General features: G+C 36.8%; 13 protein-coding genes, 1 riboswitch and 1 other annotated feature. Of the genes, 3 read left to right on the top strand and 10 right to left on the bottom strand.

From position 1 onward, the window contains the following. Positions 1-136 precede the first annotated feature (136 nt). Together JNUCC52_RS11335 and JNUCC52_RS11340 are read right to left on the bottom strand one after the other, a co-directional pair. Entirely contained in the window at positions 137-1,159 is a 1,023-nt protein-coding gene (locus tag JNUCC52_RS11335) for an ABC transporter substrate-binding protein (protein ID WP_173478671.1), read from the bottom strand. A 356-nt stretch (positions 1,160-1,515) separates the two neighbouring features. Beyond that, the gene (locus tag JNUCC52_RS11340; RefSeq protein WP_337982131.1) at positions 1,516-2,031 is read right to left on the bottom strand and encodes a hypothetical protein; all 516 of its coding nucleotides are present in this window, start codon (positions 2,029-2,031) and stop codon (positions 1,516-1,518) included. A 483-nt stretch (positions 2,032-2,514) separates the two neighbouring features. Further along, positions 2,515-2,559: riboswitch (PreQ1 riboswitch) on the top strand. Positions 2,560-2,565: 6 nt separating this feature from the next. On the opposite strand from JNUCC52_RS11340, the gene JNUCC52_RS11345 reads away from it, so the two are divergent. Continuing rightward, a complete protein-coding gene (locus tag JNUCC52_RS11345) occupies positions 2,566-3,048 on the top strand; it encodes a QueT transporter family protein (RefSeq protein ID WP_173478673.1) in 483 nt (160 codons plus the stop codon). Positions 3,049-3,148: 100 nt separating this feature from the next. Further along, positions 3,149-3,347: a binding site (T-box leader), on the top strand. 60 nt (positions 3,348-3,407) lie between these two features. Further along, entirely contained in the window at positions 3,408-4,571 is a 1,164-nt protein-coding gene (gene trpB / locus JNUCC52_RS11350; protein ID WP_337982132.1) for a tryptophan synthase subunit beta, read from the top strand. 154 nt (positions 4,572-4,725) lie between these two features. Here trpB and JNUCC52_RS11355 read toward each other — a convergent pair whose 3' ends face one another. The 3 genes from JNUCC52_RS11355 to JNUCC52_RS11365 form a co-directional block, all read right to left on the bottom strand. Further along, complete coding sequence (locus JNUCC52_RS11355) at positions 4,726-6,351, bottom strand: long-chain fatty acid--CoA ligase (protein WP_337982133.1); 1,626 nt, start codon at positions 6,349-6,351, stop codon at positions 4,726-4,728. Positions 6,352-6,633: 282 nt separating this feature from the next. Continuing rightward, on the bottom strand, positions 6,634-7,587 hold the full coding sequence (locus tag JNUCC52_RS11360) for an L-threonine 3-dehydrogenase (protein WP_139860135.1): 954 nt from the start codon (positions 7,585-7,587) through the stop codon (positions 6,634-6,636). A gap of 327 nt (positions 7,588-7,914) precedes the next feature. Beyond that, entirely contained in the window at positions 7,915-9,588 is a 1,674-nt protein-coding gene (locus tag JNUCC52_RS11365) for a methyl-accepting chemotaxis protein (RefSeq protein ID WP_228134357.1), read from the bottom strand. Between the two features lie 173 nt (positions 9,589-9,761). Here JNUCC52_RS11365 and JNUCC52_RS11370 point away from each other — a divergent pair, with 173 nt between their 5' ends. Further along, positions 9,762-10,934, top strand: coding sequence for an FtsW/RodA/SpoVE family cell cycle protein (locus JNUCC52_RS11370; RefSeq protein ID WP_228134356.1), 1,173 nt, complete (start codon positions 9,762-9,764; stop codon positions 10,932-10,934). A 56-nt stretch (positions 10,935-10,990) separates the two neighbouring features. On the opposite strand, the gene JNUCC52_RS11375 is transcribed toward JNUCC52_RS11370, so the two are convergent. The 5 genes from JNUCC52_RS11375 to JNUCC52_RS11395 are packed head-to-tail and all read right to left on the bottom strand — an operon-like array spanning position 10,991 to position 16,110. Then, positions 10,991-11,971, bottom strand: a complete 981-nt coding sequence (locus JNUCC52_RS11375; protein WP_173478677.1) for an N-acetylglucosamine kinase — start codon at positions 11,969-11,971, stop codon at positions 10,991-10,993. Between the two features lie 12 nt (positions 11,972-11,983). Beyond that, positions 11,984-12,985, bottom strand: coding sequence for an asparaginase (locus tag JNUCC52_RS11380; protein WP_337982134.1), 1,002 nt, complete (start codon positions 12,983-12,985; stop codon positions 11,984-11,986). 17 nt (positions 12,986-13,002) lie between these two features. Beyond that, positions 13,003-14,154, bottom strand: a complete 1,152-nt coding sequence (locus JNUCC52_RS11385) for an ROK family transcriptional regulator (protein WP_337982135.1) — start codon at positions 14,152-14,154, stop codon at positions 13,003-13,005. Between the two features lie 14 nt (positions 14,155-14,168). Further along, on the bottom strand, positions 14,169-15,050 hold the full coding sequence (locus tag JNUCC52_RS11390; protein ID WP_337982136.1) for a sugar phosphate isomerase/epimerase family protein: 882 nt from the start codon (positions 15,048-15,050) through the stop codon (positions 14,169-14,171). A gap of 1 nt (position 15,051) precedes the next feature. Then, complete coding sequence (locus tag JNUCC52_RS11395; RefSeq protein WP_337982137.1) at positions 15,052-16,110, bottom strand: Gfo/Idh/MocA family protein; 1,059 nt, start codon at positions 16,108-16,110, stop codon at positions 15,052-15,054. Positions 16,111-16,119 lie beyond the last annotated feature (9 nt).

The raw sequence follows: 16,119 nt of genomic DNA on the forward strand, positions 1-16,119 counted from the left end.
AACATATGGCAACCGCCATTACTTTGGTATCATTCTCTCTAGCGAAGCGGCAAACACTTACTGAAGCAAGTTAAAATGAAGATAAAGCGGGGATAATTCTCCCCCGCTTCAGCTTAAAATTGACTTCACATATGCATTATTTCTCTAAAAGCTCTGCGCCCCAAGAATCTTTAATTTCGATCCCTAATTCGTCAGCTACTTTTTTATTTACTACTAATTTTAAATTTTGAGGATATTGAGCTGGCGTATCAGCAGCCGTTGCCTCACCTTTTAAAATTTTCACAGCCATTTGACCAGCCTCATAACCGATATCATAGTATTCAAAGCCGAATGCCGCTAAGCCACCACGTTCCACAGAATCAAGCTCTCCTACAATAAGTGGTAATTTATTTGCATTCGCAACATCAATGACAGACTCTAATGCAGAGACTACTGTATTATCTGTAATAATATAGAAAGCATCTACTTTACCAATTAATGATTCAGCAGCTTGTTTTACATCTGCTGAAGTTGCAGCTGAAGCCTCTTTTACTGCAAGACCTTGCTCAGCCATTACCTTTTTCACTTCTGTTACTTGTGCTACTGAATTTTGCTCGCCAGCGTTGTAGACCATACCTACATTTTTAGCACCAAGTTCTTTTAAGAATGCTACTGTTTTAGAAATCGTTTCAGGATGTAAATCAATTGTACCTGTTACATTTTTCCCTGGTTTCTCCATTGATTCAATTAATTGTGCACCAACTGCATCTGTTACTGAAGTAAAGATAATTGGTGTTTCACTAGTTGCAGTCGCTGCTGCTTGTGCAGAAGGTGTAGAGTTAGCAAAAATCAAATCTACGCCATCACTTACTAGGTTATTGGCAATTGTCGTATTCAGACTATTATCACCTTGTGCAATTTGTTGATTATATTCCACTTGTAAGCCAGAATCTTCAATCGCTTTTTTAAAGCCTTCCGTTGCAGCATTTAAAGATGGATGCTCAACAATTTGTGTAATCCCGATTTTATATGTTTTTTGATCTACACTACCGCTTTCACTTGCATTATTTTTTTCGTCGCCTTTTGAATCAGATGAGCTAGAACCTCCGCTACCACAAGCAGCAAGCAGTAATACTAATCCAAATAATAGGAACGAAAGCTTTGTCATATTGCGCTTCACAATTAATCCCCCCGACTAATATCTCTATTATCTATCACACTTCACTCTAGCAAAGTGTGAATGTATCGCTATATTATCGTTATTATTGATATTCGTCAACAACATTATGAATGTTCTGACTTTTATATTTGACAAAATATTTTACTTTTTCGTACAATTTGGCGCTTTAAACCGCTAAACTGCTGCATTTCTAGCGTTATAATTCTTTTGTAATATAATAAAAAATTGTATGTCAATTTTTCGAAAGTTAAAGGTTGCTTCCCTAATCCAAAAGTCTATACGTGCATAAAAAGACCAGGTTTATAAAACCTGGTCTTAAAAATAAATTGGAATACTTTTTCTGTTTAAAATACTATTTATAAGGAACTTACAGATTCAATAGTAGCAAAAATTTGCGAGTACACATCTTGAATATTTTGTTTCTTTCCCAACGTATATCTCCATGTATGTTCATTAATTTTCTCATCTGTTCCTAAATCGAGAAAGCCTGTAGAGAAATTAGCAGGGTCAACTTCGATAATATCATCATACTGAACACCTTCATTGACAAATGGTACGTGTACTTTAGTGGATTGCATAAAAAATGTAGGAATTGTTAACGCCCTATAAGCAGCTACATATTGGTCATCATCTGCTTCATGTAAAAATTCCTTCATAATCATAATGGCATCTAGCTCTTTAGATAGGGATTCTGTATTATATTTTAACTCCTCAAAAGTAATAACTTGAAAATCTATATTTTCTTCCCTTACTTCTGGAATCGCTCCAATTACCCCGATTTTTAAATCTCGTCCTTGATAAATACTAAATGTATTATCGCAGCCAACGACACAGATTAAAACCCCGATAAGCAAAGATGCAATTTTCTTCAAACGACATCCCTCCAGTTACGGATAAGATCATTTTACTTTATCCTATCTAATAACATAACACATCCCGTTTTGTCCTTAAGATTGTTAACGATGCATAATAATTACTAGTTGAGGCAACTGAATACGTAGCACTGAAAACCGTAGTGACCCTTACAGCTCCTGTATGAGTTGACATTGTTGAATGATAAAAATTCCCATCCGTTGTATAAAAGAATCATGCTTTGCACCCCTTTTTCCTTTTCCAAATCACCTTATTTCTAAAGTCATATAAAGTTGGTGCTATAGCAAACCATATACTCGAGTTAATTTAATTTTATCTAACACAACACCGACATTTTTACTGTCGGTAGCCCAGTCCCTTACACTTAAAAATTGGTTTTTTATACCTGCCCCAATAGATGCAATACTACGAATATTCAGGCTACACTTATTTTACACATACCTATTTACAAACCCGCACCAACACTGATATGATTGCATTTGCTCTACGTGGTTCGTAACCATCCCACGAAAAAAAACTAAGGAGAAATGAATATGAAAGTAAAGTTTTTAGCAGCAAGTGGTATTATTGCCGCGCTCTATATTGCTGTTACATTGTTAGTCGCACCATTCGGGTTTACAGAGGTGCAATTCCGTGTTTCAGAAATTTTTAATCATTTAGTTGCCTTTAATCCTCGCTTTGCTGTTGGGATTATTATGGGTGTCTTTATTTCTAACCTATTTTCACCACTCGGTGCTTACGATTTAGTTTTCGGCGTTGGTCAGACAATGATTACGCTCGGCCTATTGATTCTTATTTGTAAATTCGTTAAAAATACGTGGGCACGATTAATCATTAATACATTTTTATTTACGTGCACGATGTTTATTATCGCTTTCGAACTGAACTTAGCACTTGAATTGCCATTCTTCTGGACATGGCTTACATGCGCAGCAGGTGAATTTGTTGTAATGGCTATTGGTGCGCCGATTATGTATATGCTCAATAAGCGCTTAAACTTCAAAAACTTGATTTAACAGACGGGTCTTTATAGATTCGTCTTTTTTTGTCCCTACATGCGAAACCCATTTTCTTTCTCTTGACACTATTTTGAAAATACTTTAAAATTTTTCAATAATAAATGCTAAGAAGAAGAATAGTAGCGAGAGCTTATACTTTTAGAGAGCTGATGGCTGGTGCAAATCAGTAGTATATACTTGTGAATGGACTTTGGAGCAGCCTCAGTAATAGGAGGCCGAACTAACTCCCCGTTACAGGAGTACAAAAGTGCGCAATTTTGCGAATAAAGGTGGCACCACGGTTACTCGTCCTTTTTATAGAGGGATTGAAGTGGCTTTTTTTTTATGGAAAATTAGATTAGAGGAGTCGAGAGCAGATGAGTACAACAGTCGAGCAAAAAGGATATTTTGGTGAATTTGGAGGTAGCTTCGTTCCTGAAGAGCTTCAAAATGTTTTAAATATATTAGATGAGAATTTCCAGAAATATAAGGATGATGCAGAATTTAATAATGAATTAGATTATTATTTCCGTGAATATATAGGCCGTAAATCGCCACTATACTTTGCTGAAAACTTAACAAAACAACTAGGTGGCGCTAAAATTTATTTAAAGCGTGAAGATCTAAATCATACTGGTTCTCATAAAATTAATAATGTACTAGGTCAAATATTACTTGCAAAACGCATGGGTGCTAATCGTGTAATAGCAGAAACAGGTGCAGGTCAACACGGTGTTGCCACAGCAACTGCTTGTGCAATGTTTGGCATGGATTGCACAGTTTACATGGGTCTCGAAGATACAAAGCGTCAAGCATTAAATGTCTTCCGTATGGAGCTACTCGGTGCTAAAGTCGTTGCGGTCGATAAAGGGCAAGGTCGTTTAAAAGATGCTGTGGATGAAGCATTCGCTGATTTAGTAGAAAACTATGAAACAACTTTCTATTTGTTAGGTTCTGCAGTGGGACCACACCCATTCCCTTCAATGGTGAAGCATTTCCAATCGGTTATTAGCCGAGAAAGTCGTGAACAAATTTTAGAAAAAGAAGGTAAGCTCCCAGCAGCAGTACTTGCTTGCGTAGGTGGAGGCAGCAATGCAATCGGTGCATTTGCAGAATATATCGCGGATGAGGGCGTTCGTTTAATCGGCATTGAGCCCGATAAAGCAGCGACATTAAACGAAGGTACACCAGGTGAATTACATGGTTTCAAATGCTTACTATTGCAAGATGCTCAAGGTAATCCACTACCAACGTATTCAATTGCAGCTGGTCTTGACTACCCTGGCGCAGGTCCTGAGCACAGTTATTTAAAAACAATTGGTCGCGGTGAATATGTAACAGTTACTAACGAAGAGGTACTTGAAGCATTCCAAGTGCTATCTAAAGTTGAAGGTATCATTCCTGCACTAGAAAGCTCCCATGCTGTTGCACATGCATTAAAATTAGCTCCCACTTTATCATCTGAAGAGAGTATTATTATTAATATTTCAGGTCGTGGCGATAAGGACGTTGAACAAGTATTCCATATGTTAAATAAATAAAATCCCAGCAAGAACAGCACGAGCTAAAGGTTGTTAGTGGCGCAGGCGCACCATCACCAAATTAAATTGAAGTCGTAGCTACACATAGGGAAATCCCAATAGTTGTTTCATACTGAAGGCATCGAGAAATCAATTCTCGATGCCTTTTATCATGTTATACAAGCGTACTTAATTTTGGATAAATTTCAGCCACATTGTCTCGTAATTTAGCTTTTAAGAATTTCCCGACAGACGTTTTTGGAATTTCATCTAAAAAGACAATATCCTCTGGCACCCACCATTTTGCAAATTGGCTTTCTAAAAAGGCTAGTAATTCTTCACTCGTCGCTGACTTTCCTTCCTTTAAAACGACACACGCTAGCGGACGCTCCTGCCATTTGGCATGTGGGATTGCAATTACGGCTGCTTCAAAAATGGCATCATGTGTCATTAATGCATTTTCTAAATCTACAGAAGAAATCCATTCACCGCCAGATTTAATCAAATCTTTTGTACGGTCGGTAATTTTAATAAAACCATCTGCTGTACGGACCGCAATATCCCCTGTAAATAACCAACCATCCCGATAAGCGTCTTTCGTACGCTCATCACGATAATATTCATGTGAAATCCACGGACCACGTAGACGTAATTCCCCCATCGTCTCACCATCCCATGGTACTTCACCATGATCATTGACAATACTAGACTCAATACCAGCCATCGTCATACCTTGCATAGCACGTGCTTCAATACGTTTTTCAATCGGCCATTCATCCATCCATGACATATAATTCGATAATGCAACGATTGGTGTTGTCTCTGTCATCCCATAGACAACGATATATGGAATACCATATTTCTCTTCAAAAGTACGTATTAATCGTGTTGGTGAAGCTGAGCCACCACAGCAAATTGCTCGTAGTGAACTAATATCTCGTTCACGCTTCTCCTGTTCCTGTAATGCGCCAATCCAAATTGTCGGTACACCCGCCGTCAACGTCACCTTTTCTTGCTCCACTAAATCTAAAATTAAATCAGAAGTAAATTGTGGACCTGGCAGTACTTGTGTTGCACCAACATTGACACTGGCAAACGGTAATCCCCAAGCATTTGCATGGAACATCGGCACAATCGGCATCACAACATCACGCTCAGCAATCCCCATGGAATCGAACATACTAAGCATCATACTGTGTAATACTAAGCCTCGATGGGAGTAAACAACCCCTTTTGGATTTCCCGTCGTTGCACTTGTATAACACATACCTGCTGGTGCTTCTTCTTCTAAATCATCGGGAAATTCAAAGTTTTCATCCGCAGATGCTAATAATTCCTCATAAGACAAAGCATTCGGTAATGTTGTCTCTGGTAGAGTATCTTCATCTGTCATAATAATATAGTGTTTTACTGTCTTTAACTCAGATGCAATATTTTCAATGATAGGGACAAGATCTTCATCGATCATTAAAATCTCATCTTCCGCATGGTTAATAATATAAATTAAATGTTCTTCCGATAACCGAATATTGACCATGTGCAATATAGCACCAGCACATGGCACAGCAAAATACGCCTCTAAGTGGCGATGCTGATTCCAAGCGAAGGAACCAATCTTCTTGCCCTTTTCCATCCCCAGCTTTGTAAGCGCATCTGCTAACCGACGTGTTCTTTTTGCCCATTCCCCATATGTTAAACGGTGAATTGTATGCGGGCTTGTACGTGACACGATGGTCTTTCTAGCAAAATAACTTTCTGCACGCTTAAAAAAGTTTGTTAATACTAACGGTGCTTGCATCATCAAACATCCATCCCTTCTTCTTGTGAATTCCCCCAAACTTTGTAGAATATTAACATCAATTTTAACAGAATAATATTAATATTCTGAATATGATTATATTAAAAAATTAATTACGATGCTATATATTCCAAAAATTTTCTTTCTCATCCTTACATTTTCTCTTCTATCCTTCTTTTCTAACACATTCAATAATGCATTTCCAAAACAAAAAAACAGGCAAAGAAAACAACATTGTTTTCCCGCCTGTCTTAAAGTACAAACTTTCGATTTAATATATGTTTTTTATGAAATGGCTTTTTTTTGCAACTTAATTTTTAATTTCTCTAACATATCAATAGTCATTTTTGCTAAATCATATTCCGCTTTAAAGCCCCACTCATTTTTGGCTGCATCAGTATTGATAGAATTTGGCCAACTATCTGCAATCGCCTGACGCACTGGATCTACCTTATAATCCATACGGAATTGTGGCAAATGCTTTTTAATTTCAGCAGCGATTTGAGATGGTTCAAAACTCATTGCCGTAATATTAAATGCATTGCGGTGAATTAACTTGCTACTGTCCGCTTCCATTAAGTCTACAATAGCTTGTAATGCATCGGGCATATACATCATATCCATGTAAGTACCTTCTTGAATATATGATGTATACTTTCCTTGCTGAATTGCTTCATAAAAGATTTCAACCGCATAGTCAGTTGTACCGCCTCCAGGAGGAGTTACATAAGAAATTAAACCTGGGAAACGCACCCCACGTGTATCAACGCCAAAACGATTAAAATAATAGTCACATAATAATTCACCAGCAACTTTGTTAACACCATACATAGTTGTTGGGCGCTGTAACGTATCTTGCGGTGTATCATCCTTAGGTGTTGATGGTCCAAATGCACCGATTGAACTTGGTGTGAAAAACTGTAAATTTAACTCACGAGAAACTTCTAACGCATTCATCAATCCACCCATATTTAAATTCCAAGCAAGTAATGGATTTCTTTCTGCGGTTGCAGATAATAATGCGGCCAAATGCATCATCGTATCCGCCCCAAAGTCCTTAGCTAAATCATGCATTCTTTGTCCATCTGTCACGTCCAGTACTTCGAACGGACCCTTTGTATGTTCAAGCTTTCGTATATCCGTCGCTAATACATTGTCCTCTCCATAAATACTACGAAGTTTTTCTACTAGCTCAGAGCCAATTTGACCAAGAGCACCTGTAACCATAATCTTTTCCATTTCTCCAAACCTCCACATATGAACAATTGTACTCCTGAGAAGCACAATATTTTATACTAAAACATTGATTTAATAACACTTTTGATGAATTTTATTATAATGTGTTCATATTAAAAATACAACAACAATATGTGTAATTTTCTAAAAAAGAACATACAACACCTTGTTATCAGTATATGGTTTCACATTCAAAGTGTTCTACACCATCTATAGAAAACACAATTGTATTTTCCACATGTACAATTATCTATTTTTTTACATAATAAAAGAACCTCTTTGCACTTAAATGTAAAAGAGGTTCTTCATTTTTTAATTTGAATTTTTTCATTAGATTGAAAAGCGTTTCACTGCGATTTGTAATACCTTTGAAACTTTTCTTAATTCTTTTATATAATTATGAAATTGTTGCTGTGCATTTAATTGATCTGTCGTCAATTTTGCCACATGTTTGGTCGAGGCAGCATTTGTTTCTGAAAGAGATGTCAACATCACTGCATCTTCGTTTACCTTTTTCGTATGCTCTGCTATTTCTTGAACTGTCGACGATACCTCTACTATATAAGGCTGTATATTATTTACTTTCTCTAGTATTTGGTCGAAACTTGTTGCTGTTTCTGCAGTTACTTTTACACCCTTCTCGGTAGCAATTAAAACACCTTCCATCATCTCTACAGCATAGTGAGAATCTGTATGAATGTTTTGTACAATTGACGTAATAGTATTTGTTGAATGAACGGTTTGTTCCGCTAGCTTGCGTACTTCATTTGCAACAACCGCAAATCCCTGCCCATGCGTGCCTGCTCTAGCGGCTTCGATGGATGCATTCAAAGCAAGTAAATTTGTTTGTGCAGTTATCTTTTCAATAACTTCAACCATTTGGTCAATTGTAGCGGCACGTTCAACTAAATTAAAAATAGCTGTATTTGATTTTTCTACCGCTAGTTTAATCGCTTGAATTTGCGTTAAGTTTGCCTGTACAATTTCTGTACCACTCTCTGCTTCGTGTGCAGTATCGTGTGCAAAGCTTTCTACAAGATTCACCTTTTCTAATATAACTTGCACACCATTCAGTACTTCTTCTAATGAAGCTGAATTGGACGCTAATTTTGTAGTAGAAGCAGTAGTCAACTCGGCAATATTTTGCACATCCTTTGCAATTTTAACCGTAGTTGTAGAAGATTGCTCAGAGGATTGTTGCAAATTCTCCGTCATCACTTCTACCTCTTGCGCACTATTTGTCACCGTATGTAGTAATTGTTTTACTTCTGTTGCCATCTGATTATAGGATAGGACAACTTCTCCAAGCTCATCATGCGCCACGTAACTCGCATTGGCTGTAAAATCTCCCTGCTCAGCGCGTTTCAATAAAGATTTTAATTGACGTGTCGGAACATTCACTGCTTTCGTTGCAATCAAACCAATGAAAATAACTAATAGTACAACAAACATACAAACACTACCTAATAACCAATAACCGAATTGTACATCCTTTTGGTACGCTTGCTGCTGTTCCTCTGCTCTTTGAACTAAGTAGCTCTGTGTTTCTTCTAATAATGCATGAATTTGTTGGCTTACAGGTAAATAGGTTTGCTCATAAAATCGCTGACGCTCTTGCAAATTTAACTGCTCATAGCTTTCAACTAAATCTACCTGCTGGGCGAATATCGTATTATACTTCTTTACTTGATGATTCATCTTTTTATCAATCGTTAATTTTTCTAAATGACCTACAGGCTGTTCAATATTAGTTAGAATACCCGTCATCTCTTGGTAATCACCATTGGAATCCACTAAGAAATCCAATTGTCGTTGCGCTTCTTCTAGTTCATTTAGCCAACCAATCGGTAAAAGCCCCTCTGTATAACTCTCGCTTGCATGCCAGGACATTTTCCGTAAATAATCTACACTAAATATACCTATTAGAATATTTGATAGTACACATACAACCATGAGTACAAGCAGCTTATCTTTTACCTTAATATAACGAAAAAAATGCATCATCTTCGGCTCCTTCTCCAACTCTTACCATTAATCATAGTATGGAGATATAAAGCCAGTGTTATGTTTTTGTAAAATTTTCTAGAAAACTGAAGAAATGATCATATGCTTCACGGAACCTTCTTTAATTCCATTCGTTCCCTATTACTAGTTGGTTTTTCCAAAAAGGAAAGGAGGTGAAACTGTTGCAGCTAAAAAAATTTGATAATAGTTTAGCAATCAGTCTATTGTTGCTCGGTATTATTAGTTGCCTTTTCGTTCATTCTAGCAGTATAGCATTTGAACAATATGCAAGTTTGTTTATTGTAAAGCAATTTATCTATTATAGCCTTGGATTTTTAATTATGTATGGCGTCGCAACACTTGATATTGAACAACTTAAAAGAATAGGATGGCCATTTTATTGGTTTATGGTAGCCCTCACTTTTGGCTTATTTATTGCTCCTGAAAGCATCGCACGAACAATCAATGAAGCGAAATCTTGGTATCAAGTTCCACTTTTAGGATCATTTCAGCCATCAGAGTTTTTAAAGTTTGCATTTTTAATTGTTGTGAGTAAAGTCATTGTTGCCCATCGAGCAAAATATGTACAGCCATCCTTCCTATCAGATATGCGCCTACTAATTACGATTGGCATTATTACGCTTCCACCGACACTTGCTGTCTATAAGCAACCTGATACAGGCATGGTTATGCTATACATGGCGATGATTATACCGATGGTTTACTTCTCAGGCATTCAAACTAAATTACTCGTAATCTTTACAGCCATCCCAGTGTCAATTGTGACTGTTATCGCTACTCTTTATATAAAGTTTAATGATTTTTTCACCGAGAAGCTATTAAGTAAATTATCTGGGCATCAGGTTTCTCGTATTTATGGGTGGCTACAGCCTTATGAATATACGGATTCATCTTTTCAGACTAGACAAGGCTTTATGGCTATAGGTTCAGGTGAGTTCATAGGGAAAGGCTATTTGCAAAATAATGTCTATGTTCCAGAAAAACATACCGACTTTATTTTTTCTGCTATCGCAGAAGAAGTAGGATTTGTTGGTGGGGCTTTTGTTATTGCACTATTATTTTTTGTTATTTACCGTATTGTCCTAATTACAGTACAAGCAAAGGATCCATTTATGACACTAATGGGCGCGGGTATCTCCAGTTTATTAGCATTTCAAATTACGCAAAATATTGGTATGACGATAGGACTTTTACCTGTAACAGGCGTAACTTTACCGTTTTTAAGCTACGGTGGAAGTTCACTACTTTCAAATTTCATGTTAATGGGGATCGTCATGATTATCCACAACTCTTATAAGGGATATATGTTTAAAGCAGGGGACTAACATAATGCAAGTAGAGATATGTACATGCCATCTCTACTTGCTAGGTTAAAGGGGGATTAATTAGTTAAAAACTCTTTCATACTTACATTAAATTGATCGATAAATATCTTAGCTTCATTACGAGGTAATTTTAATGCAGCTAAAGCTGCACCACCAACTGGTAAGCTATAAGCACCCATGAAGTCATACTGATTACTATTCTTTTTATCAATAGCTTCTAATTTTTCAATAAATAGCCCCAACTCATTAAAAACTCCACCAGCCAGCACTACTTTAACACGCTTCTCTGCAAACGGATTTTTTTTGTAACAAGCTTCTACACTTTGATAAAAAACATGGCATACCTGATTAATGATTGTATTGGCTTCTGCATCCCCGCATTTAGCGCATTCGATTGCTACCTTACTTAAGGGAGATATTATGTCACGCGGATGTCCTTCACCATACACCACTTCGATTATTTGCGGAACAGATTGTAATTGAAAATATTCTAATACCGCTGCTGTTAGGAGCGTTTCAGAACCTCTTTTATCAAATGCCTTAAATACCGCTTTTAATGTGCGAATACCAATATCATAGCCACTGCCCTCATCATCAAAAATATAACCCCAGCCTGCTGTACGTTCAATTCTTCCAAACGAATCTATACTGAGTGTAATCGCACCTGTACCAGATATTTGTACAATGCCAGGCTGACCTAATGTACCCGCATACAGCGCATTCAAGCCATCATTCGATAGTGCTAGTTGACAGTCTCTAGGTAAAAGCGAGGTTAATAATGCATGAGTAATTTTCTCATTATTATTTTCTGTTACACCAGATAGTCCCGCATGGCATTTTGTAATGTGTTGAAATTCGTGAGGTCGTTGTCTTTTTAAATCTTTTATGAGTTCTGTTATCGTCTCAGTAAATTGCTCTAAGCTCATGGATGTAGGATTACTTTTGCCCGTTTCAGCTAGCGCCATCATTTGGCCACGATATGTTGAGATTGTTGCTATTGTTTTTGTTCCACCACCGTCAATTGCCAAAACATACAAGTGCCTTCACCTCTATACAATTTTAATTGTCGAAACAATTTCCCCTACCTCAACTCCTGTGTCATTACGCACAAATGAAGGAGACAATGCTTTAATACGCTCAATTGTTTCCTGATTTGTATACTGAATTTGTTCCAATATAGAAGCAATTACATTCGGCCACGGACTTTCTGAGCCATTCATAATTTTCAAGGCAAAACTTAACCCTTCTTTCCTTAGAGCAAAACAGTATACCCCCTGTGCCCCACCCTTCGCCACAATATTAGGGTCCTGTAATAATGCCGTACAAATAAAGTTTTGAGATGCAATAATATGATTCTCTTGATTCATTACACCAGTAAGCTTTATTACTGCTTCACGAATCCGTTGATCATCAATTAATTCTGGTCGTGCTAGCTTTAAATAGGCTATTGCCATATTTTTTAGCGGAATCGCAAAGACTGGTGCACCACAACCATCCATCCCTGTATGAATTCTCTCCACATCATATTCACTTAAATAAGCAATGTATTTTTTAATCATCTGCTGCAGTGGATGATCTGGATGGCAATATTGCTTAACGTCAAAGCCATTTGCTAAACAGGCAATTAAAAATCCTAAATGCTTGCCCGCACAATTATGAAATAGTTTCCTCTTTTCAAATCCCTCTTGAATATACTGTGTTTTAGGTTCCTCATTTAATGGATAGGATGCAGCACAAATTAACTCATTTTCATCAATAGGTATTTTTCCTAATAAAGAGATTAACGCCTCTTGATGATAAATTTCGCCTCTTTGTGAAGCCAGAAATAATGCACTTTCTGTTGCAGTAATACCGTACTTTTCTATAAAATCTGTCATAAAAATAGGAATAGCTTGATATGGTTTTGCTGCAGAACGAAAATACACAGGCTCATAATCTTGACCTACAGAAATAAATTCTTCCTTCGTCAGATTCACAGCACTCATTTGTCCATAATGCACATTTTCCATTAATCCTGAACGATACTCCTTTAAAAATTCTGAGTAAGCCATGAATAATCAACCTTTCTCTAAACAGAAAGCAACTGCTTTTGTGCTTGTAATGCCGCTCCTTTTACAACCCCTTCTTTTAGTTGATTTGAAAACTGCAAATCAAAGTAAGGTTGTAATTCTTTCCATATATATTGTTTACACTTTTCACTTAGTAGTTTTTGAAATGTTGCATTGTGTTCAATCATTTCTCCACTGACTATGACAGCCTCTGGTTCATATAAGCAAACTAGATTATTGATGGCAATAGCTAGAAAAGTAGCTACATCTTGTTGAATATCGATTGCCCATGGCTCGCCTTGATCAACACAATGCAAGATTTCTTCCATTGATTGAATATTAAGATTTTTAGGCGTTCTTTTTAACAACGTATTTTCAGAAACATACATGGATAAGCACCCTCTTTTACCACAGTGACACATTTCACCAAAGGGATTAATCGTTATATGGCTTATTTCTCCAGCTTTATTTTGAATGCCACGATAGACCTCTCCATTTAATAATATAGATGCTCCTATTCCTGTTCCAATTCCGACTAAAATACAATTTGAATACAGCGGCGTATAGATATTACCAATTTCAGAAATAATTTGCATTTTTAATTCATTATCTATGATGACTTCACAACCAAAAACACCATTTAAATCTTCTCTTATGTGGCAGTTTTCCCACTTCAATTGCTCAGAAGAAACGATAATTCCTTCCTCGTTATTGATGACTCCTGGAATTCCTATCCCAATGCCTAGTAATTTATCCTGGGCAATCTGATATTCTGTCATTATATTATTTATAGACTGTTTCAGTAGATGTATAGCTTCTTCATATTGATGTCTGATGCTACATTTGACTTCCTGGAAGGCGATAAGCTTCCCTAAGAAATCTAATATACCTATCCGTATAGTAAAGCAATCAATTTCTATCCCAATAGTATATAAAGCATCTTCACGCATATGAATTAACGTAGGACGTCGACCAATAGCTGTTTCTTCCGAAATCCCTTCAAGAATAAAGCCTTCCGCTTCTAGTTCCTGCACAATACGAGTAATGGTCGTAGGGCTCATTTTTGTATATTTAGATAATTGAATTCTTGAAATTGGTGCCATCTGTCTTATTGCGTCAAGCACAATATATTTATTTTGCCTTCGCATTTGTACTTGATCTTGCTTTTTCAAATTAAATTCAACCCCTATTTAAACTTTTCTATGAATAGTACTGCTTCTTTGATGTCTTTTTCGGGATTTAATCTCACTTCTCGTTCAATAGTTAAATAGCCATTGTATCCGATTTCCTGTAAAGCTGAAAAATAAAGCTCGAAATTGACATCTCCTTGGCCTAATGGAAGTTCCCTAAAGAAATCCCCATTTTCCACCATTTCTTCTATTTTATCATGAGATGTTCCAGAATCGTATCCTAAGTAGCCATACACATCTTTTGGATTCGTTTGCTGTAATTGAATGCCATCCTTCACATGCGTATGTACGATATAATCCTTTAAAAGCTTAACGCCAGCTACAGGGTCATCATTTGTTACCATCACCATATTGGCAGGATCAAAATTAACCGATACTCCATTAGTCGATAGTTTATCTAAAAATCGCTTTAATGTATGACTCGTTTCTGGACCTGTTTCAATTGCAAAGTAAGCATCCAAAGATGTAGCATATTGACCTAATTCTTCACAAGCTTCCAGCATCGTTTGATAAATTGGATCATTTTCATCTTCAGGAATGATTCCTATATGAGTTGTCACAATCGATGTGCCAAGATCTTTTGCTAATTGCATAATTTCTTTCGATTTTTTTATTTTCCAAGCATTTTCTGTTTTATCTTGAAAGCCATGTCCTCCTAAATCACCACATAATGCGGAGATTTCTAGACCTAACGCAAAAATGTACTGCTTCAATTCTGCTCTTTGTGTAGCATTTAAATTATCTGGGTCCAACTCACCTGACACTGCATACATTTGTACCCCTTGTGCCCCAACTTCTTTCGCCTTTAATAAGCCTTCACGAATAGGCAAACGAAAACTGTCTACTATCACACCAATTTTATTGTCCAATTTCACCATCTTAATAAACCACTTCCTTTCCTTCATTTGCAGAAATATAAATACCTTCTAAGATTTTCATAATTTCTACCCCATCCTCAACTGGTGCCACTGAATCATATTGATGAAGGCAACAATCAACAAATGCATCAATTTCATTTTGAAAGGCTTTCGCAAAATCAAAGGTTAAATCGTTAATTTGAGGGTGAATATTTAAAATCGTATTATGCTCTTCACTCACAATTTTTAATTCTGGTTCTAGCTCCGCTCCACCGTTCGTGCCATATAGCTTAATGCTTATTTCATCTTTTATGGAATGTAATGTATAGGAAACGTCTACCATTAATGACGCGCCATTGTCAAAGGTAATAAGGGCATTTGCTAAGTCTTCTACTGTATTTTTAGTAGCATCATAGTCTGCCGCCTTATAAAAGGATAAATTTTCAACATGATTTCGATTTCCTAATTGATTGTAAGTATGACCTGTTATCCGTTTCACCTTTGGTCTGCCCATTAAATACCAGCAAATATCAATGACATGTACACCTAAATCAATTAAAGGACCGCCACCAGACTTCTCGATTTCTGCAAACCAGCCTCCTGGATTTCCTAATCTTCTAAGACAGGACGCTTTCGCATAATAAATATCGCCTAGTTTGTTATCGTCGATGAAGCTTTTCAGCACTTTGGTATTTGTGGCAAAGCGTCTTACATAGCCTACTTGAAATACTTTTTGATGCTGTTCGGCAACTTTTTGAATGTTTAAAGCTTCCGCATAAGTCATCGATAAAGGCTTTTCAATCAGCACATGTAAGTCATTTTCCAATGCAAGAATGGCGAATTCGGCATGCGTATTATTCCATGTACAAATACTAACAGCGTCTATATTTTTGTCTGCAAACAGCTCTTCTTTTGAAGAAAAAACGTGGCTTGCTCCAAATTGAGCTGCCTTTGCTTTACCGCGCTCAATGGAAGCATCATACACCCCATATAACTCGACCGCTGGATTTTTCATATAGGAACCTAAATGATAATCGGAAATAGACCCTGTACCGATTACACAAACTTTTAATTTATTCATGTTCTTTCC

The organism is Lysinibacillus sp. JNUCC-52 (assembly GCF_015999545.1).
Classification (GTDB): Bacteria; Bacillota; Bacilli; order Bacillales_A; family Planococcaceae; genus Lysinibacillus.